This is a genomic window from Acinetobacter sp. LUNF3, assembly GCF_022699605.1.
Classification (GTDB): Bacteria; Pseudomonadota; Gammaproteobacteria; order Pseudomonadales; family Moraxellaceae; genus Acinetobacter; species Acinetobacter johnsonii.
In genome coordinates this window covers 1,015,322-1,039,464 of sequence record NZ_CP093968.1, presented here as the reverse complement: position 1 = coordinate 1,039,464, position 24,143 = coordinate 1,015,322, and the positions used below count along the sequence as shown (strand labels likewise).

At 41.7% G+C, this 24,143-nt stretch carries 17 protein-coding genes and 10 tRNA genes; 8 read left to right on the top strand and 19 right to left on the bottom strand.

Annotated elements, in window-relative coordinates; translation table 11 throughout:
• Positions 1-34 precede the first annotated feature (34 nt).
• The 3 genes from MN200_RS05045 to MN200_RS05035 form a co-directional block, all read right to left on the bottom strand.
• Positions 35-1,510: an alanine/glycine:cation symporter family protein gene (locus tag MN200_RS05045; RefSeq protein ID WP_151835857.1), complete on the bottom strand. Its 1,476-nt coding sequence runs from the start codon at positions 1,508-1,510 to the stop codon at positions 35-37.
• A gap of 74 nt (positions 1,511-1,584) precedes the next feature.
• Positions 1,585-2,826 (bottom strand): sodium/glutamate symporter, encoded by a 1,242-nt coding sequence (gltS, locus tag MN200_RS05040; protein ID WP_004981109.1) that lies wholly within the window; start codon positions 2,824-2,826, stop codon positions 1,585-1,587.
• 506 nt (positions 2,827-3,332) lie between these two features.
• Positions 3,333-4,640 carry a DcaP family trimeric outer membrane transporter gene (locus MN200_RS05035; RefSeq protein WP_242760212.1) on the bottom strand — a complete coding sequence of 436 codons (1,308 nt, stop codon included), beginning with the start codon at positions 4,638-4,640 and terminating at the stop codon, positions 3,333-3,335.
• An 803-nt stretch (positions 4,641-5,443) separates the two neighbouring features.
• On the opposite strand from MN200_RS05035, the gene MN200_RS05030 reads away from it, so the two are divergent.
• Positions 5,444-5,608 carry a nitroreductase family protein gene (locus tag MN200_RS05030; protein WP_242760210.1) on the top strand — a complete coding sequence of 55 codons (165 nt, stop codon included), beginning with the start codon at positions 5,444-5,446 and terminating at the stop codon, positions 5,606-5,608.
• A gap of 145 nt (positions 5,609-5,753) precedes the next feature.
• Here MN200_RS05030 and MN200_RS05025 read toward each other — a convergent pair whose 3' ends face one another.
• Positions 5,754-6,953, bottom strand: coding sequence for a multidrug effflux MFS transporter (locus MN200_RS05025; RefSeq protein ID WP_242760209.1), 1,200 nt, complete (start codon positions 6,951-6,953; stop codon positions 5,754-5,756).
• 141 nt (positions 6,954-7,094) lie between these two features.
• On the opposite strand from MN200_RS05025, the gene yccS reads away from it, so the two are divergent.
• From yccS to MN200_RS05005, 4 genes are all read left to right on the top strand, one after another.
• A complete protein-coding gene (gene yccS / locus MN200_RS05020) occupies positions 7,095-9,269 on the top strand; it encodes a YccS family putative transporter (protein WP_242760208.1) in 2,175 nt (724 codons plus the stop codon).
• Between the two features lie 85 nt (positions 9,270-9,354).
• Positions 9,355-9,915, top strand: coding sequence for a hypothetical protein (locus MN200_RS05015; RefSeq protein WP_242760207.1), 561 nt, complete (start codon positions 9,355-9,357; stop codon positions 9,913-9,915).
• Between the two features lie 172 nt (positions 9,916-10,087).
• A complete protein-coding gene (locus MN200_RS05010) occupies positions 10,088-12,751 on the top strand; it encodes a sulfite reductase flavoprotein subunit alpha (RefSeq protein ID WP_242760206.1) in 2,664 nt (887 codons plus the stop codon).
• A gap of 95 nt (positions 12,752-12,846) precedes the next feature.
• Positions 12,847-13,626 (top strand): YdcF family protein, encoded by a 780-nt coding sequence (locus MN200_RS05005; protein WP_242760510.1) that lies wholly within the window; start codon positions 12,847-12,849, stop codon positions 13,624-13,626.
• Positions 13,627-13,643: 17 nt separating this feature from the next.
• Here MN200_RS05005 and MN200_RS05000 read toward each other — a convergent pair whose 3' ends face one another.
• The 13 genes from MN200_RS05000 to MN200_RS04940 form a co-directional block, all read right to left on the bottom strand.
• Complete coding sequence (locus MN200_RS05000) at positions 13,644-14,105, bottom strand: DUF2750 domain-containing protein (RefSeq protein ID WP_004694470.1); 462 nt, start codon at positions 14,103-14,105, stop codon at positions 13,644-13,646.
• A gap of 85 nt (positions 14,106-14,190) precedes the next feature.
• Positions 14,191-14,266 (bottom strand) — tRNA-Val (locus MN200_RS04995).
• 88 nt (positions 14,267-14,354) lie between these two features.
• A tRNA-Asp gene (locus MN200_RS04990) sits at positions 14,355-14,431 on the bottom strand.
• A gap of 50 nt (positions 14,432-14,481) precedes the next feature.
• Positions 14,482-14,557 (bottom strand) — tRNA-Val (locus MN200_RS04985).
• A gap of 64 nt (positions 14,558-14,621) precedes the next feature.
• Positions 14,622-14,698, bottom strand: a tRNA-Asp gene (locus MN200_RS04980).
• A gap of 11 nt (positions 14,699-14,709) precedes the next feature.
• Positions 14,710-14,785: transfer RNA gene (locus MN200_RS04975), tRNA-Val, on the bottom strand.
• Positions 14,786-14,853: 68 nt separating this feature from the next.
• Positions 14,854-14,930, bottom strand: a tRNA-Asp gene (locus MN200_RS04970).
• Between the two features lie 13 nt (positions 14,931-14,943).
• Positions 14,944-15,019: transfer RNA gene (locus tag MN200_RS04965), tRNA-Val, on the bottom strand.
• A 21-nt stretch (positions 15,020-15,040) separates the two neighbouring features.
• A tRNA-Asp gene (locus MN200_RS04960) sits at positions 15,041-15,117 on the bottom strand.
• A 49-nt stretch (positions 15,118-15,166) separates the two neighbouring features.
• A tRNA-Asp gene (locus MN200_RS04955) sits at positions 15,167-15,243 on the bottom strand.
• A gap of 25 nt (positions 15,244-15,268) precedes the next feature.
• A tRNA-Val gene (locus MN200_RS04950) sits at positions 15,269-15,344 on the bottom strand.
• Between the two features lie 306 nt (positions 15,345-15,650).
• On the bottom strand, positions 15,651-16,154 hold the full coding sequence (gene elsL, locus MN200_RS04945; RefSeq protein ID WP_242760205.1) for a cell wall-recycling L,D-carboxypeptidase ElsL: 504 nt from the start codon (positions 16,152-16,154) through the stop codon (positions 15,651-15,653).
• Positions 16,154-16,546 carry a YbaN family protein gene (locus MN200_RS04940; protein WP_004981141.1) on the bottom strand — a complete coding sequence of 131 codons (393 nt, stop codon included), beginning with the start codon at positions 16,544-16,546 and terminating at the stop codon, positions 16,154-16,156. Before MN200_RS04940 ends, elsL begins: the two co-directional genes overlap by 1 nt.
• A 97-nt stretch (positions 16,547-16,643) precedes the next feature.
• On the opposite strand from MN200_RS04940, the gene MN200_RS04935 reads away from it, so the two are divergent.
• The 3 genes from MN200_RS04935 to dapE all read left to right on the top strand — a co-directional run bounded on the left by MN200_RS04935 (position 16,644) and on the right by dapE (position 19,076).
• The gene (locus MN200_RS04935; protein WP_242760204.1) at positions 16,644-17,522 is read left to right on the top strand and encodes a DUF1853 family protein; all 879 of its coding nucleotides are present in this window, start codon (positions 16,644-16,646) and stop codon (positions 17,520-17,522) included.
• 157 nt (positions 17,523-17,679) lie between these two features.
• Positions 17,680-17,826 (top strand): entericidin A/B family lipoprotein, encoded by a 147-nt coding sequence (locus MN200_RS04930; protein ID WP_242760202.1) that lies wholly within the window; start codon positions 17,680-17,682, stop codon positions 17,824-17,826.
• 116 nt (positions 17,827-17,942) lie between these two features.
• Positions 17,943-19,076, top strand: a complete 1,134-nt coding sequence (gene dapE / locus MN200_RS04925; protein ID WP_242760200.1) for a succinyl-diaminopimelate desuccinylase — start codon at positions 17,943-17,945, stop codon at positions 19,074-19,076.
• Between the two features lie 60 nt (positions 19,077-19,136).
• Here dapE and MN200_RS04920 read toward each other — a convergent pair whose 3' ends face one another.
• Entirely contained in the window at positions 19,137-19,598 is a 462-nt protein-coding gene (locus MN200_RS04920) for a hypothetical protein (protein WP_236769778.1), read from the bottom strand.
• A gap of 4 nt (positions 19,599-19,602) precedes the next feature.
• Complete coding sequence (locus MN200_RS04915; RefSeq protein WP_242760198.1) at positions 19,603-24,102, bottom strand: Hpt domain-containing protein; 4,500 nt, start codon at positions 24,100-24,102, stop codon at positions 19,603-19,605.
• Positions 24,103-24,143: the final 41 nt, after the last annotated feature.

The following is a 24,143-nucleotide window of genomic DNA, read 5'->3' as shown; positions in this document are numbered from 1 at the left end:
ATCAATGTAGAGGCTTTTTTAATCTGCTAAAAGATTACCAAATATCTGATTTAACTTTGTCTTTAAATTTAGGATGGTTATCCAATTTAAATACTGGCTCTTTCACACCTTGTTTCAGCTGTGCCAAATAGTCTTTTAACAGCATCAACAAGAATGGTGTTAACAGCAAAATAGCAAATAAGTTAATGGTGGCCATGATACCCATGAACAAATCCGCAGTGTTCCAAATGAGAGGCACGCTCATCACTGAACCGAGATATACCATAATCAAAACAAAGATACGGAAGACGAACATCACCTTGGCATTGTTATTGATAAATTGCACATTCCCTTCAGCATAGGCATAGTTACCAATGACTGATGAAAAGGCAAACATGAACAAAATCGTTGCAAGGAAGTCATCACCCCAAGAACCAATTTGGCTCTCTAAAGCCATTTGGGTGAGCGCTACGCCTTCAAAGCCCGCATCATGATAAAGTCCTGAGGCCAAAATAATAATCGCTGTACATGAACACACCACGAAGGTATCCACAAATACACCGAGCATTTGTACCAAACCTTGGTTTACAGGGTGCTTTACATCCGATGCAGCTGCCGCATTCGGTGCCGACCCCATACCTGCTTCATTAGAAAATAAACCACGTTTAATCCCCATCATCATTGCCATAGAAACCATCGCACCAAAGAAACCACCAGCAGCAGCTTCAAACTCAAAAGCTTTAGAGAAAATGAGCTGGAAGATATCAGGTAAAATAGCGTAATTAATTACGGCGATATATAAAGCAACAGCCAAATACAACAAGGCCATCAATGGCACAAAACTTTCTGCCACTTTGGCAATACGTTTGATCCCACCAAAGATAATCATTGCGGTCAGCAAGACTAGACCTAGTCCAACCCAAGACACCACAATATGAATGCCACCGAGCTCAAATGCTAGATTGGCTTTATCCCATCCCCATGCATGTGCTGTTGCACCTGTAATTGCATTGGCTTGTACTGCGTTAAACACAAAACCATAGGTTGAAATAAGCGCAACAGCAAAGACTACACCCAACCATTTTTGTTTCAGGCCTTGGGTAATATAGTAGGCAGGTCCACCACGGAACTGTTTATTTTCTTGGTCACGCACCTTGAACAACTGCGCGAGAGATGACTCAACAAAAGCCGAACTCATACCTAAAAATGCAGTGACCCACATCCAAAATACTGCACCCGGTCCACCAATCGCAATTGCGATCGCAACACCCGCAACATTACCTACACCTACACGACTTGCAAGCCCAGTGACAAAAGCCTGAAAAGGTGTAATGCCATGATCATCATCACATTCCTTACGGCTTGATTTCATGACCTTGATGCTGTGCAAAAATAAGCGAACCTGTACTGCACCCGTAATTATCGTGTAAAACAAACCGACCGCAACAAGGAAAATCACCAAAAAGTCCCACAGAGGTCCATTCAGTGTATTCACCCACCCGAGTAATGTTTCATTTAATTGATCATTCATCTCGATATCCTAATTATTGTGAGAGACCTGAAAGCAAAAAAGCCCTAGTTTCCTAGGGCAAATTGCATTTCCAATTAGTTAAAATATTGCAAAATAGACTGAATGACAGCCACGTTAATCAAGTCTACAAAGAATGCGCCACATAAAGGCACAATTAAGAATGCCTTGTGCGAAGGACCATACATGTTGGTAATCGCCTGCATGTTTGCAACCGCAGTCGGTGTTGCACCCATACCAAATCCACAGTGACCCGCAGATAGCACCGCAGCATCGTAGTTTTTACCCATTACACGGAATGTCACAAATGCAGCATATAAGCCCATCGTAATCGTTTGTGCACCTAAAATCACCACAAGCGGACCTGCAAGGTCAGCCAATTGCCATAATTTCAACGAAAGTAGCGCCATCGCAAGGTACAACGACAATGATGCATTACCAAATACATCAATCGCACGGTCAAAGATTTGAACTTTGAAAATACCTTCCAACACATTACGTAAAATCACACCACCTGCAAGCGCCCAAACAAAAGTCGGTAACTCAAGCATTGTGCCTTTCATATGGCCGGTCATAAAGTCAGCAAAAGCCAAACAGCCTGCAAACAAACCTAATGTGGTAATGGCATTATCCGCAGTGATTAAACGCACACGATGTGGATATTCAAACGGTACATATTCTGTTGAATTAATATCAGTCAGTGGCGTGTTATCACTCTTTTCAATTTGTTCATTGGTACGTGGCGTCGCCAATTGATAGCGGTTAATGAGTAACTTCGCTAGAGGACCACCAATCAAACCACCAATAATCAAACCAAATGTCGCACTCGCCATACCCAAAGCTAATGCACCTTGGATACCATGTTTAACTTCTAAAATTTCACCCCAAGCACCCGCAGTACCATGACCACCAGTTAAGGTAATTGAACCTGCAATCAAACCAATAAGTGGGTCAATACCCAATAAAGTTGCAAGGCTAATGCCGACAAAGTTTTGCACCACAATAAATGAAGCGACAGCCATCAAGAAAATAATCAGACCGATCCCGCCCTCACGCAATTTGGCAAAGTTTGCACTTAAACCAATTGAGGCGAAGAAAATCAGCATAAAGCTTGTTTGCAATTCGCTACTGGTCGTGATGCTATAGCCCCAAAGACTATGCACAACCAAGGAGATAATCGCTGCAACTAAACCACCTGCGACAGGCTCAGGAATGTTGTAGCGTTTCAAGAAACCAATTTTATTTACCAAGAAGCGGCCAAGTAACAAAACGATGACAGCAGCAATCAAGGTATAAAAAGCGTTAAAAGTAAATTCCATGACAATTGTCCATAAAGCGGATGCTTAGATTTTGTTATCTGGCTAATAAGCCACCGAATCCATTGATACTTCAAGAGATATTTCGTAAATCTGAGACAAACTCAGTCTTGCGTATGGAAATTCAGGCAACGGGTAAATTGGTAACAAACTAAGCGATCTGATGCATAACATGTTCAGTTCTACACGATGAGTAAACTGAAATAACGTAATGCCCAATAATGTTTGGACACAGATACGGTTTTTTGAAAAAAATCACAAAACCGCCCCATATTGGCTCAAAAACAACCAACAAAAGTACAATATGGGCGAAAGACCGACATTATGCAGATTTTTTATAGATAATCTTTATTTTTTTACAATAATTTCCAACTATTTCTCTTATTCTTTTCTGACTTAATACTTAAGTCTATATTCAAAATGTATTTAGTCTGTATAAATTTCCCTACTCAAACAAAACAGGAGCCTAAAGCTCCTGTTTTTTAAACCGCAACTATTTCATCACATGATTAGAAGCTGTATTTCGCCATTAAGCCAACACGGTTGTCTTTGTAGCTATCGCCAGCAAAGGTATCACGTTTACCATTGATATATTCAACACCTAAGTCCAATGGCTTAACTGGTGAATAGATGAAGTTAATCCATGCTTGATAAACTTCTTCGTTTGCTGTTGGGTTTGAAGTTGCATAATCTGTGCTGTCATCCGCAAAGAGTGCGCCATAGGCTAAAGTCGAACGTAATTTCTCGTTGAATTTATACGTACCACCGACTTGTACACCAAACGCTTCATTTTGTGCGATCTTGCCATTTGCAGCATTAACCACATATGCAGAATTACTGCCATATAAGTAGTTGCTGTTACCATCCACATAAGACACATCAGCACTTAATTTTAATGGGTCCATTACTTGATAATTTACACCTGCCGCTACACCCCAAGCTGTATCAGAGTCATCAGCCGATTTATAATTTTCAACTAAAGCACGAGCAGATACAGAGCCTTTGCCATCAGCAAAACCTTGCGTTAATTTCGCAGTTAATACAGGTAAGCTATATTTCACATCTGAAGCAACGTTTGCAGTATTAGCTGCATTACGCTCTGTAGCAGAACTATTACCTTCTTCCGCAGCAATAAATAATTTCGTTGCAGGTGATAAATTAAAGCCATAACGTACTTGAGGAAGACGCGCTGTACCACCACCCACGTTAGTCCCGAAGTCAATCATTTCTGGTGCATGGTTAGACAGGAAGTTAGATGTAGTTTGACCAAATAACCAGTTGTTATACGTTAAATATGCATGACGGATACGAAGGTTTTCACTTTTATCGTTATCGGTACTTGCAAAGTCAACTTCTACTTTACCACCCAATTTGTTATCACCAGCCACATTGGTATTGAAATCAAAACCTAAACGCGTAGTTTTTGCTGTTGCACGAAGTTTATCTTTAGTTTGACCATTTGAGCTTGAAACTTTGTTGAAGTCGTCATCCGCACCTTCAATAATATAGTTTGCATCGCCACGAACATAACCATAGAAGTTAATGTCTGCGCCAGACTTAGATTTGAACGAAGACAGTGGAGATTCAGCTTTTACAGGAGCTGGCTGTGCTTTGACTTGTTGAATCTGAACGGCTTGTTGTTGTTGAACTTGTTGCTGTTGTTGCATTAATGCTTTTAGCTCTGCAACTTCAGCGCGTAATTGCGCGAGTTCTTGTTGTTCTTTGGTTGCAGCATGAGTTGTTGTCATCATCAGAGCAGCCACACTAAGTGCTAGGCTTTGAGCGATAAATGGCTTTTTATTGAGGGCTAAACGCATACACAAACTTCCTTTATTACATTGTTAATAGTGAATCAAAAATTCCATTTCAGTAAAATTTTTTGCACAAAAGACCACTCCGTTTTGGTCTTTTCATATGCAAAGTAATCTTATAAAGATGAAAAATCGCACATTTCGATGTTTTAAGATATGACCTTTTATTACTCTTGCCACTAAAGTCTAATGCACGTAATTTTGAACGATAATTGATGTTGTTCGCGATTGGCTTTGAAGCATCAAATTACAATTTAGACAGACTTTTGCAATAATTAAGTAACAATTCTTCATATTTTCTTAAATATAGACTGAGTTTTATTTGATATCTATACTTTTTTCTTATAACTAAAGTCTTAGTCTAATCGATAACCACCTATGCTCAGTGATGGGTCAAAATTACGTCTTTGCACCAAAAAAGCCTAACTATTCAGACGATTATTGAGCATGATAACTAAAATATCCGCAAGCACGAATACACGGTTATGGCAAATAGATGTGCTCATAGGAAAACTCCTAACAAAATGTTTGAGCAAACTCGTCAAACTCAATTTAGACCGTCTGAACATCCTGAAAAAACATCTAATAATAAGAAACTTTTGCATATTATCCAGAAAAATGGATTTCGCCTTTTATTGAGCACCGCAGCGAAAATGGTTAGGGCTCGTATGGCTTGCTTAATATTCAAAAAGCTGAAAAAGCGAAAATCGCACAGCTGCAATCATGTAATGACCAATTTTTTGATACACCTGTTGGGCTATTCTTAATAGTTAATCAAGCTATGAGCATCGGCGCGAAATGAATTTGTAATGATGATGAAAAATGTCATGATTGCAGCCAAAGTACGGGGCTTAGACACTTGCCCACAAGCCGCATGGAATCATCTTCATGCTCTCGTGCTGAATATACTTGGTGCTGCACAATTTGAAGAGTTGGTCTGCGGCATGGCACTGGGTTATGCAGATTCAGAGTAGATCGTCAATCGCTTTATAACATCTGGCGTACCAGTTGAAGATTTTGCAGTATTCTTAAACAATGAGTGAGATTTAAAGCATTCATTTAAATAACAAAAGAGACTAAAATAAGTCTCTTTTTTTTATATAGTCACGACTTCAATTTTTAGGCTTTTTCGTGCTCAAGCTTAAACACATAATACAAAGCCAAAGCCACAAAAATAGCCATGACAATGGCCATATTCAAAAGTGCCGACCAGAGTAGAAAATTAAGAATCACACCACAAAGTAGACCACAACCAAATTGCATACTGCCCATAATCGCACTGGCCGTTCCTGCCCGTGCACCCTGCTCAGACATTGCAATCGCCATGGCATTTGGCCCTGTAAAACCGATTGCTGCGACAGCGAGAAACATCCCTGCGCAAACGATATATAACGGTGCATGCGTCATGCTACCCGCTACCAACAGCAGCCCCACACCAGCCAGTTGCAAAAAACTGCCTAATCTTAAGCGCTGAAAAACACTTAACTTTTGTGCCAGACGTTTATTTAAAGTCGAGAACAGCATAATCCCAACTGCATTGGCACCAAAGGCATAGGCAAAAATTTGCTGACTTAAGCCATAACCATCCATCAGAATGGCAGCAGAAGCACTGATATAGCAAAAGAGTACAGCCCCAGCAAAGCATCCAACAAACATCGGACGTCTAAAGCTCGAATCTTGCAAAATCGCGCCATAAAGGTTTAAAACTTGATTAAAGTTAAGCTTTAAACGGCGCTTCGGATCTAGAGTTTCCTCAAAGAAAAAATGTACGCAGCACAGGCTTCCCAAGCCAACGACCATCAAAAAGGCGAAAATACTATGCCAACTACTGAAACTCAGTACCAGCGCGCCTAAACTCGGTGCAATAATCGGCGCGATGGTGGTCACGATCATCATACTGGCAAATGCTTGGGCTGAGGCTTGCATATCTAAACGGTCACGAATCGCAGCACGGGCAATCACCACGCCCACACAACCGCCTAAGGCTTGTAAAACCCGAGCGGCAATGAGACTCCACTCACTGTTTGCAAACACACACAGTAAACTGGCAATAATGTAGAGACTCATGCCAAAATACAGCGGTTTTTTCCGCCCAATTCGGTCACTTACAGGTCCATAAATTAGTTGTCCAATAGCCAAGCCTAAGAAGTACGCAGGTAAGCTGTTGGCCACCATTTGTGTGCTTACCCCGAAGTCATCTGCCATTTGTGGCAAAGCGGGTAAATACATATCAATCGATAGTGGACCGAGTGCAGTCAGTGAAGCAAGTAAGAGAATCCAAGCGTTGGAATAGACCGCTTTTTCCTGTGTAGTCGGCATAGGATTAATTTATGTTTTGGAAGGAGAGTTTGCAGACAAGTTTACACGCTCCATAGTATGATTTATACCAGAGCAGGTGAAATTTCACATATTCTCATATTTGAAAATTGTCCAACCCTTAGCGACAAACAAAGGTGCCCTTTGAAAGCATGGCTGACCAGTCTAAAACAGGCTACTTATAATACAACATTCATGTATAACCTCCGCATGGTCATTACTTTTGCAGGGACTGCTTTTGTTCCATATTTTATGGGTTTTCAACTGGCAACTATTCCGCTGACACTTGGTGCAGTTGCTGCGGGTTTAAGTGATATTGATGACCGCTTTTCCGTGCGGATCATGAATTTAATTTTTACCTATATTGGCTTTTTCATTACGGCAACGTCTATTTACTTTTTATTTCCGCACCCAATTTTATTTGCACTGGGACTGATAGTTTCGTGTATTGGCCTGATTTTACTGGGCTCATTGGGGCGTCGTTATGCCACTATTTCTTATGGCTGTTTAGTAGTTTCCGTTTACTCCATGCTCGGTGTCGGACTTTTTGACAACTGGTATACACAACCTTCTCTGCTAGTGATTGGAGCAATTTGGTATAGCGTTATTTCAACCATTAGCTTTCTGCTCTTTCCCGTTCGTCAGGTGCAGGACAATCTATCGAAGTGCTATTCCTCACTCGCCGATTTTCTGTTTGCCAAATCCAACCTGTTTGATGTCGATATGACCGCTAATAGCTATCAACAAAGCATGATTGAACTGTCGTTGGAAAATGGCAAATTAATTGCAATTTTCAACGACATGAAAACCGCCTTACTCACCCGTTTAAAAGGTGACCGTGGACAACGGGATACACGTCGCAGTCTGCAATATTATTTTGTGGCACAAGATATTCACGAGCGTGCAGATTCAGCACATATTGACTATCAAAAACTGGCGAAAATTTTTCAACACAGCGATATCTTATTCCGCTTTCAACGAATTTTATCTATACAAGCCAAAGCCTGTAAGGACTTAAGCAGCAGCATTTTAAACCGTCAAACCTACACCCATAATAAACGCTTTAAACATGCTTTTGAAAACCTACGTTTATCATTAGAAAAGCTCAGAGATGAACAACAATATGACCAAATTTGGGTCAATGCTCTGTTTTCACTGTATCAAAACTTAAAGTCGATTGATGCACAGCTACGTAACTTAGAAACTGAACGCAATATTAAACTCGATAAAGCTAAGCATATCGAAAGCCAGCTCAAAGATGATGACCTGAAAGGCTGGGATGACATTAAGGTTCGGATTAAACAGCATCTCACCCCAGAGTCGGTGTTATTTAGACACGCGATTCGTCTGTCTATCGTGCTATTGGTTGGATATATCTTTGTTCAAGTCACTAACATTGAATATGGGTACTGGATTCTACTGACAGCACTCTTTGTCAGTCAGCCCAACTTCAACGCAACCAAACGTCGTTTACGTTTACGTATCGTAGGGACGTTGGTCGGAATCATTTTAGGGTATGCCGTATTGTACTTTGTACCTTCGATTGAAGGACAACTTCTCGTATTGGTCATCAGCGGGGTACTTTTCTTTGAGCTTCGCAGTAAACAATACGCTCAAGCCACCGCTTTCATCACCATCTTGGCGCTGATTAATTTCAACTTAGATGGTATGGGATATGAAGCTGCCCTTCCGCGCATGATGGATACCTTAATTGGCTGTGGACTGGCATGGTTAGGTGTAAGTTTCATTTTCCCTGACTGGAAGTTCCGTCGCCTACCCCGCACAATTTACCGCTCGCTTTCCGCTCAATGTGATTATTTGGCTGAGGTGATTGAACAGTATAAGTCTGGACGCAACAATGGCCTGAATTATCGTGTGGTCCGTCGTGCCGCACATAATACCGATGCCGAAGTTGCTTCACTCATTTCAACTTTAGCCACCGAACCCGACTTTGACCCAACGCAAAAGAGCTTGGCGTTTGAGTTCTTGTGCCTCAATCATACCTTTATTAGCTATATTGCAGCGTTGGGAGCTCATCGTGAAAAAATTGACGACCCACAAATTTTAGAATTGATGGATCGCGCTTTTGACAATATCCAAGGTGCGCTACTGCGTGATGAAATGCCTGATTTAACGGCGCAAAATATGCTACAGACCATACGTCAGCGTTTAAGCCAAAATAATGAGGAAGATCAAAAGGCACTGATTATTTTACAACAGCTTTCCTTGATGTTTAGCATCTTGAATCAGTTCAGTCGTTTAAAGCAAAGTTTGAGTCATGAACGGGATCATGAGGCCACAGAATTGGCTTCATTATAATTTGGGTGATTTTGGAACAATATACTCACTGAAATGCTCTAAATGATGCTAAACTTTTTGCAGTTTTAGATCTGTTACTTTCACTATGACCGCGAAAAATTTATACGCTTATACTTTACAGCCTGTGACCTATGAAATCACCGAGGCTGAACAACGCGATGCTCAATTAAAAATTTGGCGTAGCACAAACAAAATTAGCATGAAAGCTTGGATTATCATGGCTGTGGTTACAGCCCTTTCGATTCTTGGCTTAATTTTGTTAAAAAATTATTCAACCATTTTTTGTTGGGTTGCTCTCGCCTGCGTCCTAACTTACCTTTTAGTCCGTAAGTTCGGCTTAGAATGGTATGTGAAACGCAAAATGAATGAATTTCCAGTACAGGAAATTAAAGGTATTCGTTTAGGTGTACAACCTCACGGTCTAATTATGCGCCAGCAAATGGGTATGCAAGAAGGTGTCGGTGCAATCGGTTGGAAAGATATCTACGAATGGTATAACACACCTGAGTTTTTGTTGATTAAATTCAAAGTGAAAGGCCAAGAAGGAGCTTACATTCTGCCAAAACGCATGGATAGCAAAAACTTCTCGTTTAATACGATTCGTACACATTTAAAAGAAACAGTCGGTGAAGCGCAGGCACTTTAAGTCCTGCCTTTCTCTTCTGTAAAAAACCTCCAACTTTTGGAGGTTTTTTTATATCCCAAACCCTCGAATACAAATGATAATGAGAATAAATATTAATTTCTAAATCCATATTATCTTCTCAATCTTCAGGTATAATTTGCGCACAACAAATCGCTCACCATTAAGTATCGCCATGTTTAAAAAAACATTTTTCCAAGTGCATTGGTTTTTGGGAATCACTGCGGGTCTTATCCTGTCGCTTATGGGCGTCACAGGGGCCATCTATTCTTATGAACAACAAATCTTAAAATGGATGAACCCAGATAGCTATACCGTTCAAGCAATACAAAACAATAAATTAACCCCTGCTGAGCTGTATCTACATTTCCAAAAACAAGATCCTGCCATCAAAATCAATAGTATTACGATTGCTCAAGAGCCAACCACTTCAAGTACAGTCAATATCGAGAAAGAAGGCGCACGTCGTGGTTATAACATGATGGTGAACCCATATACTGCTGAAGTCTTACCCGAAGTTAAAGGCCGTGAGTTTTTTAACTTTATTCAACAGTTGCACCGTAATTTAACTGTCGGTCCTGTCGGTAAACAAATTACTGGCGCTTGTACCCTCATGCTTATTTTCTTTGTATTGAGTGGCCTGTACTTACGTTGGCCCAAACGTCATTCCATCAAACAATGGTTTTTTATTAAACCTAAATTGAAAGGACGCAACTTCATTTGGGATTTACATGCTGTTGTTGGTACTTGGGTGGTGATTTTTTATCTGATCTTGGCCTGTACAGGACTGTACTGGTCTTATGATTGGTGGCGCGATAGCATGTTTAAAGTCCTCGGCGTTGAACGCCCACAAGCACAAATGCAAGAAGGACCCCGTCCAAATGCTGGTGCTCAAGGCCCACGTGGCGAACAGGCGGATGCTCGTGGTGGCGAATCACGTGAGCAAGGTCGTGGCGGCCCACAAGGTGAGCACACTGCACGTGGTGAACGAGGCCAAGGCGAACAACATGGTGAGCGTAAAGGCTTATCTCCAGAACAAGTACAAATTGCTTTAACCCAAACGTGGACAGGATTTAATGCACAAGTTGGTCGAGACTATTCAACCCTGACCCTAAATATTCCGAAAAAGCCCGATGGTACACTTGAGCTTTCATTTGTAGATGCAATTCCACAACATGAGCGGGCGCGAAATTCAGCAGTCTTCAATTATCAAACTTCACAAATTGAAAAAATGGAGTTGTATGAGCAGAAGAAGCTGAATGAAAAAATCATGAGCAGTATGCTTCCTGTGCACCGTGGTAGCTTCTTTGGCCCAATTTATCAATTCTTTGCCATGTTTGCATCACTGATGATGCCACTGTTCTTTGTAACCGGTTGGATGCTATATCTAAAACGTCGTAAGCAGAAGAAACTCACCCAGCAAGCCCGTGGTGGAGCATTGAATGTTCCGGTCGATCCACATGCGAAACCATGGCTCATTGCTTATGCAACACAAACGGGTGTTTCTGAGCAAATCGCTTGGCGTACTGCAACCAGCTTACAAGAAGCAAGACAACCTGTAAGCGTTAAAGCTGTGCAACACTTAACGCAAGATGACTTAAAAACTGCTGAACAAGTGCTTTTTGTTGCAAGTACTTATGGCACAGGTGAAGCACCTGACTTAGCCAGTAGTTTTGAAAAGAAATTTTTAAATACAACTTTGGATTTGTCACACCTTCACTATGCCGTGTTGGCTCTAGGCTCTCAAGAATATCCTGATTCCTATTGTAGTTTTGGGCATCGCATTGATGGTTGGTTAAAAGCCAATGGAGCGCATGCTTTGTTTGAAACGATTGAAGTCAACAACGCAGATAACAATGATATTCAACGTTGGAACAGTGCTCTTGCCTCTGCAACCAAACTTGAGCTTCAAGCCATGAATATTGACAAAACCTTTGATCAATGGAATTTGGCACAACGTGAAGTACTCAATCCAAACAGTGTCGGAGCACATGCTTATAATATTGAGCTCAAAACCAACTTTGATGCAACATGGCAAGCGGGTGACATTGCTGAAGTTCAACCAGGTAACAGCACAGCACGTATCCAAGCCTTTATGCAAAAGCATCACATTGCAGCACAAAGCATCGTTGAGTCTTTAGCCATTTCGATTGAGCAAGCGCTTTGGGATAAGAACCTCAACACAGAGATTGAGCCTTTTGCCAATTTGGAACATTTACTGGAACAGTTGAGCCCTTTACCTACACGTGAATACTCGATTGCAAGTGTACCGACTCAACAAGTGTTACGTTTGGTCGTGCGCCAACAGCAAGATTCAGCAGGTGAACTGGGCTTAGGTTCTGGTTGGTTAACCCAACATGCCGAGCTTCAGCAACCTATCGCACTACGTATTCGTACTAATGAATCATTCCATTTGATCAATGACAACCGTCCTATCATTTGTATTGGGAACGGTACAGGTATCGCTGGTTTAATGAGTCTACTCCATGCACGTACCCGCCTAGACTATACGCAAAACTGGTTGATCTTTGGTGAGCGTCAACGTGAACATGATTTCTTCTATCAAAGTACGATTGAAGCGTGGCAAACCACAGGCATGCTACAACGATTAGATTTAGCGTTCTCGCGAGATCAAGCAGAGAAAGTCTATGTACACCATAAACTACGTGAACAAGCCACTGAGCTTAAAACATGGGTTGAAAATGGTGCCGTAATTTATGTCTGCGGTAGCATTAATGGTATGGCGAGCGATGTCGATGCTGCCCTAATTGAAATCTTAGGCGAAGAAAAATTAGATCAATTGCGTCAAGAAGGTCGTTACCGTCGCGATGTTTACTAAACACTAAGTCTAAATGAAAAAACCGAGCCACAGCGCTCGGTTTTTTCATGCGTAAATTTGCTAGAATCCATGCAAACGATAACCCACAAGCCTATATGCAAAAATCAAAAAGAGTCATTAGTTTTATTATCGGGTCATTACTGTTCGCAGACGGCCTGTATTTTGTTTTACAACTACGCTTTAATTTTGGCGCCCTCTTGCCCTTATTGATTGGACTAGGTCTAATCACTTATGCACACGCTTATCCTAAGCTTATCGCCTATATTCAAACTAATACAATCAGACAATCAATATGGCGTTGGGCTTGGGCTATTTTCTTTGTTTGGATTTTTAGCTTAGTCATTTTCTTCGCCTTTTTAGGGTTTTCAAATCAACAAAATACCCCTCATGTCGCTGCACCCGCTATTGTAGTTCTTGGGAGTGGTCTGAAGCATGGCAAACCGAGTCCAACATTGGCCAGCCGTTTAGATCAAGCGGCAAACTATGCCAAGCTACATCCCAACAGCATTATGGTCGTCAGTGGTGGCCTATCTTTTCAGCAAAAAAATAGTGAAGCTGAAGCAATGCGGCAGTATCTGATTGATGTACACCATATCCCAGCACAGCGTATTTACACCGAAGATCAAAGCACCAGTACTGAGTTAAATCTGATCAATAGTAAAAAGATTTTAGCCAAGCAGCATATTTCTCTCCAGCAACCGATTGCTATTGTGACCAGTGATTTTCATATCCCCCGTAGTCGTGCTATAGCCATACGTCAGGGTTATCAAATGCCTATCATGATCAGCGCTCAGACACCTCTTGCCACTCGCTATAATGCATGGTTACGTGAGTATTTTGCATATTGGAGTGGTTGGCTACTCAATGAATACTAAAATGGGATCATCTTGAATTAATGGAGGCGAATTGTCCGTGGTGATGGTAATTGTAATTGTTTAAATAATTCAGGCTTCTGCATTGAAAATTGATATAAATAGTTTTTGATATCTAATAATAATTTTTCTGGTGCAACCAAGACATTTTGCCCTTCGGGGCTTAAGTTCATAGAGACCGTGGTTTTTTCTGAACGTAAGAATGGAATCACTTTTTCGACTAAATCGCTAAGACCAATACTCTGGATTTCATAGCCTGCCCAATTATCTTTTACCAAAAGCTGCGCTAAACCTTTACTCTGCCACATCGCAAAGGAACGTTGACCGGTTGGCGTAGCACATAAAGCCCAGCCATCTTGATATAAGGCAATAACATGGCCTTGATGCACGATAGTTTCGATAAAAAGACGATAGATTTCAAGAGGATCATAAGCAGTATTTTGGTTTTTAGACGCAGCTTTGCGTTGATATGGGTTTCTCATAAATCTGTCATATTTTAAAATTATTATTGCACAGAAGTGTATGAAAACAGCTTGAGATAAGCAAGGTTTTTACGATAAGGGAATATGGTGGGCGCTGACGGGATCGAACCGCCGACATTCTGCTTGTAAGGCAGACGCTCTACCAACTGAGCTAAGCGCCCTTGAGAAATAAAAATAGCGTCGCTATTTTTATGATGCAAGAAACAAATCTTGCTTGATTCCATTTACTAGCACAAGGGATCTAGAAAATGGCGCAGCGGACGGGGCTCGAACCCGCGACCCCCGGCGTGACAGGCCGGTATTCTAACCAACTGAACTACCGCTGCAACGGTAATTGCGAATGCAATTAGGCTCATTAAGCTTTACAGCTTGAATATGGTGGGCGCTGACGGGATCGAACCGCCGACATTCTGCTTGTAAGGCAGACGCTCTACCAACTGAGCTAAGCGCCCTGATTTAAGATTGTCAGTCTTAGTGTTCAAATTTAAGCTCAGGGACTTAAATTTATATTTTAAATGGCGCAGCGGACGGGGCTCGAACCCGCGACCCCCGGCGTGACAGGCCGGTATTCTAACCAACTGAACTACCGCTGCGTCGTAAAATATGGTGGGCGCTGACGGGATCGAACCGCCGACATTCTGCTTGTAAGGCAGACGCTCTACCAACTGAGCTAAGCGCCCTGATTAAGATTGTCAGTCTTAGTTTTTAAACTTAAGCTCAGGAACTTAAATTTAATCGATTCTTTGAATGGCGCAGCGGACGGGGCTCGAACCCGCGACCCCCGGCGTGACAGGCCGGTATTCTAACCAACTGAACTACCGCTGCATCGCAAAAAATCTGGTGGGCGCTGACGGGATCGAACCGCCGACATTCTGCTTGTAAGGCAGACGCTCTACCAACTGAGCTAAGCGCCCTCATTAAGGATTCTGTATAAATGGCGCAGCGGACGGGGCTCGAACCCGCGACCCCCGGCGTGACAGGCCGGTATTCTAACCAACTGAACTACCGCTGCACTTACACAAAGTCACTAATGTGGCACAAACAATATTAAAAATCTTAAGTGGCGCAGCGGACGGGGCTCGAACCCGCGACCCCCGGCGTGACAGGCCGGTATTCTAACCAACTGAACTACCGCTGCACGTAAGATCTTTAACGTAAAGGCTTGGTGGGCGCTGACGGGATCGAACCGCCGACATTCTGCTTGTAAGGCAGACGCTCTACCAACTGAGCTAAGCGCCCTTAACGTCTTTATCGTTTGTGAGGTGCATTATAGAGAATCTTTACAGGCTGTCAAACGCTTTTCGGCTTGTTTTCGCTTTTTTGCAATCGAGTGATTAAAAAATAGGTCAAACGGTATAAAAACAAGTATTTTCTGTATGTTATTTAACATATTTGCGAAAATTAAAATGATTATTCGCTAAATTTCTTTTCCTCAAAATACAGATTTTCTATAATTAATCCTCTTCTTCTATTAAATATTCATATTTTAAATTACAGCGGTGAATACTCAATAAAATAAGCTTGCACATTTTTTAACAGCTATTTTTAGATTTCAAGTTTATGTTCGGAAATATAAACCAGCGCATTGCAATCAATTAGTTCAAATAACTCCATGACATCCGTATTACGCATACGAATACAGCCATGTGACATCGGCATCCCCATTGGTTCGCTATCTGGTGTTCCATGAATATAGATATAACGTTGATAGGTATCGCAGCCTTCCCCGCGATTGAAGCCCTCTTCTAAACCACTCAGCCATAAAATCCGAGACAAAATCCAGTCCCGTTCAGGAAACTGGTTGGCTAAATCGGTATCGTATACTTCCCCAGTAGGCTTTCGAGCAATAAAAACGGCATTTTGCGGTTGCTCAGCACCATGCTTCTCAGCAATGAGATGCCAACCTCGTGGGGTTTTACCACTATTTTCAGTTTCGCCAATACCATTTTTTCCTGACGAGATCAGATAAAATTTATTCTTTTTAGGCAGTGTTAAAGTCTGTTCAGCCAAATCAATCAAGACATCCGCATCAGCAATTACATAAGACATCAGTTGTCCTCTATTTGTTTTTTATCTATTACCGTACTGGGTTCTGGGCGTAACCATAACCATATTGCGACAAGCAGCATGGTGGTATTAGTAAATAATTTCACAAAGAATGGTGCATTGGTCAGTAGCATGATCAGCCCACTGATCAACATCATGATACTGGCAAACCATTTCGCTTTACGTGGTACAGTGCCATTGGCACGCCATGCTCTTAACGTTGCACCATATTTAGGATGGTTGAGCAACCAAGCATCCATTTGCGGCCAACCTTTAGATGCAGCCCAAGCTGCCAAGATCAGAAAAACAGTTGTTGGCATACCCGGCAACAGTGCACCGATAAAGCCTAGGATGACAAAGATCACCACTAAACAACGCCAAAACAACGTTTTCATACCACTTTCCTGAACACCGAATTGCGGTAGTATAAAGTGTTTTTTAAGTTTATCCGTTGTCCTTCTGCATATTTAGCTTCTTTTTTAAGGCACTCGCATGCACCTTATTTCACAACATCAGTTGTTCGAACCCTGGCTCCAATTCAAACATCCATTGGTTCGCCAATTGGCTTTTGCTGTAGCAAGTCCAAACATTTTATCTGCGTTGCCGTTAGAGCTCGATATACAACATGCTTTTCATTTTCATCCCTCACAAATCTGGCAACAGCACTTTCAAACCTATTTACCTCGCCTTAAACAGCTCGATCAAGACCCGAAAGAACTTGAAGATTTTATGGCTCAACTGAAAAGTACCCGCCTGGGTCTGCACTTTGAAATGTTCATGTGGTTTTGGTTATTGGATCATCTCTATCATGCCTATGAATTATTGGGTCATAGTATTCAAATCATTGATGGTGCGCGGACTACGGGTGAGCTGGACTTCTTAATTAAAAATACCGAAACCAATCAAATCGAGCATTGGGAAGTTGCGTTGAAATATTATTTAGGTGAAACAGATCTGAGCTTAACCACATGGTATGGGTTGAATCGTACTGATACTTTAAACCGAAAATTAAAACACTTTACCCATAAACAGTTTCAATTCCAGCAAGCTTTAGACACAGACATTCAGACGCGCTTTGCCATTTTAAAAGGGCAACTCTTTCTCCCTCTAACAAATGGTTTCACGGCAGTTGATGCTTTAAATCAGTACTGCCTTCCCGATTGGCTCAATCCAGACCGTCGACTAGGTACTTGGGGTAACATCATTCCAAAGGCCGACTTGAATTACTATCGCCTACAACGTCAGGAGTGGATTTGCCCAAATGCTGAAATCAGTAGCCCAAATGCACATTGGTGGACCAATGGTCTGTACTTACAAAATCAAAACAATCAGTTTTATATGTACCGAAATCCAAATTTGATTTTAACTTGATTTTGCAGAGGTTCCTTTATACAAAAATACATAATGCAACATACGCTTACTTATCTCCTGTAAAACCATGCTATTTTTTAAAGTGTTTATTTTTTAATCTTAAACAACATCAGAACAAAATCATTTGATGAATACACTAAAAATTTTGGAGACAGCGATGAAAAAAATTGTTTTAGGTTCACTAGTGATGCTTTTTGTTTTAACAGGCTGTAATACCGTCAAAGGTATTGGTAAAGATGTCTCTTCAGCTGGTAATGCTGTATCAAATACCGCTGAAAAAACCCAAGATGAAATCCGCAAGTAGTTAATATTTGCATCAAAACCTTATCAATTGATAAGGTTTTTTTATTGCTATGTTTCGCATTCCATAGATTAATCGCCTATTATAGTGCCGACTGTTTTATTGACTTTGAAATGCGCATGACCTCTTCTGCTACTCTTGATTTAAGCCTCCAACTGTTACGTCAGCCATCGGTTACACCTGTGGATCACAACTGTCAAAATATTATGGCTGAACGCTTAGAAAAAATTGGTTTCAACATTGAATCTATGCGCTTTGATGATGTTGACAATCTGTGGGCACGAAAAGGCACTGAAGCACCTGTATTCTGCTTTGCGGGTCATACCGATGTCGTTCCTACAGGTAATTTAGATGCTTGGAACTCAGACCCATTTGCCCCTGAAATTCGTGATGGTAAGCTTTATGGTCGTGGCAGTGCAGACATGAAAACTGCCTTGGCTGCAATGGTGGTTGCTTCTGAGCGCTTTGTTGCAAAACACCCAAATCATAAAGGCTCAATCGCCTTCCTCATCACCTCAGATGAAGAAGGTCCATCGATCAATGGCACAGTCAAAGTGATCGAAACACTCGAAGCCCGTAATGAAAAAATGAAGTGGTGTTTGGTAGGTGAACCTTCAAGTACCCATCAATTGGGTGATATTGTTAAAAATGGTCGTCGTGGTTCACTCAATGCAGTACTGACAGTGAAAGGAAAACAAGGTCACGTGGCTTATCCACATTTGGCTATTAACCCGATTCACATGGCGTCTAAAGCCGTTGCTGAACTTTGTGATACAGTTTGGGATCAAGGCAACGAATACTTCCCTGCGACGTCGTTCCAAGTGTCCAATATTCAAGCTGGTACAGGGGCAACCAATGTCGTCCCAGGTACCATGACCGTGACTTTCAATTTCCGTTATTCAACTGAATTGACCGCTGAAGAATTAAAAGCACGTGTTTTAGAAATTTTGGATCGTCATGGTTTAGTCTACGACATTAAATGGACACATTCAGGCTTGCCATTCCTGACGCCAGTGGGTGAGTTGGTGAATGCGGCTAAAAATGCTATTCGTAATGTGACTGGTGTAGAAACTGAGCTTTCAACCTCAGGCGGAACATCTGATGGTCGCTTTATTGCTCCTACAGGTGCTCAAGTACTTGAACTTGGTGTTCTCAATGCCAGCATCCATCAAATTGATGAACATGTGAATGTTGCTGATCTTGAACCGCTTGCTGAAATTTACGAACAAATTTTAGAAGGCCTTTTGGCATAAGCGTACAAACCCATATAAAAAAAGGAACTCAATTGAGTTCCTTTTTTATTGCATTCAAACTTAAGTAGAAAGACCTAAACTCGCCTGAATTTTATTTAAATTCGGTATGTGGTAAGTCTCATCCCCCATACGCACTAGCTGGAAAATGGTGGGATCATTCACAGGACTTTCGTCATCAACAATTTCAGAAATACGCAAACGAATTGACTTCGGCATTTCATTACACATCAAAGCAAAGCGCTGAGAAGCATCATCCCCTTCAATCACCAGCGCCACGCCTTCCGTTTGGTCTGGACGGTTGATGGCATAAACAGGCAAATGTAGATCATGCCATTCCACCGTTTTTACTTGCGTATCACTATCGAGCGCTGAAAGTACAATATTTTGCGGCAAGAGCATGGGGTTTTTACCATGACATTCAATGATATAAGCATCAATAAAACCAGTCGATACTGTAATCAGATATTGCAATTCTTGCTGACTGATTTGCTCATTCATGCTCTTTGAAACATTTGCATTCATTTATTTACCCCTGCTTTTCAGCCAATAACTGCTGAATGTTGGCAAGTAATTCTGCCTCTTGGAATGGTTTGCCCATGTAGTGTGTCACGCCCAAGCTGAAAGCACGTTCACGGTGTTTTTCACCCGTACGCGATGTAATCATAATAATCGGCAAGTTCTGGTGAATTTCGTGGTGACGAACCAAGTTCGTTACTTCAAAACCATCCATACGTGGCATTTCAATATCCAGCAACATCAAGTCCGGTTTAACGCTTTCCAGCTGCTCCATCGCATCGACACCGTCTTTTGCAGTCACAATATCAAAACCTTGACGCTCTAATAAGCGCGATGTGACCTTACGAACCGTGACCGAGTCATCCACAATCATCACTAAACGACGTGTATCCTGATGACGACCAAAGTCACGGTGATCGGCGGCATGCGTTACACGCTTGGTACTTAAAATCTGACGTGCAATATTCTGACCATCTAAAATCAAACACACATGACCATCACCCAAGATCGTTGCGCCCGCAATTGCACCAATGCTGGCGAACTGTTGTCCAACCGGCTTCACAACAATTTGCGCACGTGAACCAATCAGCTGATCGACCAACAATGCAATGGTTTGTCCACTATTGCCTTTAATCAATAACACTGGCAATGAATGTCCAATATTACTCAAACGCGGAATCGGCTGATTGGATAAAAACTCAGATAAATAGCGCAGCTTATAACTCACGCCATCAATTTTGAATTGGTCATCCTTGCTGTGGAAATAGTGATCCAGTGCTGTTGGAGCAATACGCACAATACGATCAATCTGCGCCAATGGAATCGCATATTGTTGATCACCGGCTTTCACCATCAAGGCATCACTCACCGCTACCGTAGTCGGTACGCGAATAATGAAGGTTGTGCCGAATCCAATTTCCGATTCAACTGTGACATGTCCACCCAGTGCTTTAATTTCACTTTGCACCACATCAAGACCGACACCACGTCCAGAAATTTGCGTCACTTCTTTGGCTGTACTGAAACCCGGATGGAAAATAAACTGTAAGATTTCCTGTTTATCCAACACTTGATCGGCTTTAATTAAACCTAAGTTTAGCGCTTTCGCTTTAATCGTGCTTTCATCAATACCTTTACCATCATCTTTAAAGCTGACGATAACGTCTGTACCTTGACGGCTAATGTTTAGTTCAATTTGGCCTGTCGCTGATTTTTTCGCAGCGCTACGTTGTTCCGCATCTTCAATACCGTGGTCGATTGCGTTACGTAGCATATGCTCAAACGGCGTAACCAAACGTTCAAGAATCGTACGATCCAACTCACCTTCGGTGTTATGAACGACTAATTCCGTTGGGCGGTTTAAGGTTGATGCGGTCTGACGCACAATACGCTGCAAACGAGGCAACATACGTGAAAACGGTACCAAACGTGTCCGCATTAAGCTTTCTTGAATCTCCGCTTGAATACGGGATTGTTGTAATAACAAGCCTTCCGCATCACGAATTTTCTCAGCCAAAGTGCTCTTAAAATCGACCAAATCCGAAGCTGATTCGGCTAAGGATTTGGACAATTGATTCAACGATGAATATTGGTCCATTTCCAAAGGGTCAAAGTCTGCGTAGCGCGAGTTTTCAGAACCGTGCTTCGCAATAATTTGACTCTCAAGCTCACCTTCCATTCGACGCAACTGATCCGCCAAACGCTTAATTGCAAGCTCCATCTCGTTCAACGTATTGCCGAGCTGACCTAAGTCCATCTCGATACGCGAACGGTTAATTGCATTTTCACCGGACAGGTCGATCATTTTCTCAACCAAATCAGCTGAGATACGAATCATTTCATTACCACCATCCAAGTGAGTCGTTTCTTTCCACTCACCCAGCATTGCTGGCGGCTCAGTACCATCACCCTGCACAAACTCAAAACTTGGTACCGCATTGAGTAAATCAATTTGAGTTACACGCGTCGGTAATTGCGCAATCACATCCACATAATCAATAGATGCTAAGCTGTTTTTCAAACCATCATAATTACTAAAATCACGTTTGAAGATGGCTTGTTTTAACCATTCAAATGCAGTTTGCAATAATGGGTCATATACGTTTGAACTGAAATTATGTACAGCAAATTGCTCAAATGTAGTTTCTAGTTCATAAGCAATCGCACCAACGGGTTCATTCTCCGCCATACGCGCGCCGCCTTTTAAGCTGTGCGCAGCACGTTGCAATTGTAGTAACACACTACGGTCACTACGTTGTTCAGTCCACTGTTTCAGTAAGCCATCCGTAGTCGCTAAAATTTCTTCAGCTTCTTCCAAGAAGGTTTCTTCAACAATTGATAAAAGACTAGCTGCTTCTTCAACAGCGCTGACTGCTTCTTCTTGGACAAGTGACGGAGTATCCAGCTGTTCAACGACAGTAACGTCAGTGTTATCAACTATACTCGGCTCTTCAATCGCAGATGCTGACTCAACCGCAGCGGCCTCAGCTTCAATCGTTCTATCTATATTAGATAAAGGTTCTTGAACTAGAGGTTGAGTCTCTTCAATTGCTGCGACAACCGCCTCAACCAAAGGCTCAGATGCTGTAGTTGTAACAGTCGTACCCTCAACTAAGCTCTGAATGCTATGCAGTACATTGATCATCGCTGTTGCTGGATAATCAACCTTCTCGGTACGAATGACCTGAATTCGGTCTGCGACGTCGTCCTGTACTAAGCGAATGATGCTGATCAACTGTGGCGTTGTGGCTATTTGCTGACGAATCACACGCTCATAAATAGACTCTAATTCGTGTGCAATTGAACCAATAAAAGGTGCAGAAATCATATTGGCACCACCTTTTAAGGTGTGCAAATAACGCATTAAATTGTTGAGTGCTGCTGGATCATTGCCATTTTTAGACCAAGTATTAAGATCCTGATCCATCCCCATCAATAATTCCTCAGCTTCTTCCAAGAAAATATCGAGCAAATCATCATCAAAATCGGTATTGGCCGTATTCGATTGCTTGTACTGATGATCCGATGCAATTTGCTGCGAAATCTGCACAAGATCAAGGCTTGGTTGTGAAGTATTTCCAGAAATAACAGCCTCAGCAACCGGTTCAATTACCGTCGTCGAAGTCGATTCAACATCTTGCTGTACGAAGGCCATTAATTCATTCAGAACTTTATGTACATCTGCAGTCAGAATGACGCGCTGACCCGCAGCTAAAGTGTCAAATAAATGGATAAATTCTTGATGTGCCTGACCAAATAACTCGTATGCATAATCTACATTGAGTAATTCTGGCTTTTCCAGTAAGGCTTGATAACCAGCATATAGCTCAGAAGTAAAGTCATGAATTCCTTGAGCAGCACGGTTATTGGTGAATTCTAACAATTGTTTTGCTTGTTCACCTAAGTGCTGAATATAGTCTGGATATTCAACTTTAGCCCGCTGATCAAACTCAAACTCAGCATCAAGCAACAGATCAATATTTAACTCAATCAGCTTAGAAACCATACCTTGTGGGTTTAGCTCATTATCTACGTCTTCAATACTGAAACCATAATTATCCCAAGCCGTAGTGAACGTGGCGTAAATCACGTCAAGCTGTTCGTTCGTACCTCGCCCAAGCACGTGTAAATAGTCACGTACAAATTCAGCATATTGGGTGAGTAAAGAGATTTCCTTCGAGGTGGAAACAATCTCTTCTTGTACCAAGGTTTTAAATAGATTTTCGACTTTTGAGCTGGCATTAAAGACATGCTCAATTTGCGCCATAGACGAACTACCGCGCAATGTATGTAAAGCGCGGATTAAACCATTGTAATCTTGTACTTTGGTTTCATCTGTATTTAAGAACTGATCGATAGTCGCTAAATGGTCTTCCGCTTCTTCAATGAAGATCGCTAAAGTTTCTTCAAGGACATCATGCACTTGATTATCCTGCTCAGAAGCAGCTTCAACTTGTGGCTCAGATTCAGCCACTTCAATATCACTCAGCTCTAATCCTGTAGCATCATTATCACTATTTAGATGATTAGACAGTTGTAGCAAATCTTCTAGTGCAGGTTCTAAACTTTGATTTTGTTGTAATTGTTGTCCAATTAAAACCAGTGGTCGAAGGTCAAGATCAATCTTCTGTACCGCTTTGAATATCGGATACAGTTTAAATTGAAACAGTTTGAATACTGTTTTAGCAAATTTTTGAACCGTTGCTGTAAGCGGTACAGCCCCTGAAATCACACGGTTTAAGGTGTCTTCAACTGCCCACGCCGTTTCACCTGCTGACTTTGCCCCCACCATACGACCAGAACCTTTTAAGGTATGGAAGTGACGGCGTATGCTCAACAAATTTTCTTGATGTGTCGGTTCAGCGTACCACTTTTCAAATAATGGATCTAACTCAACGAAGATTTCTTCAATTTCTTCAACAAAAATTTCAAGAATTTCTGCATCTTGATCTAGATAACTATCTTCCGGAAGCGTTGTCGTTTCAACTAAATGTTTTAATATTTCTTTCATAGCTAAGGCTTCTTGCGTTGTCAGCTACCCAAAAAGGTGCA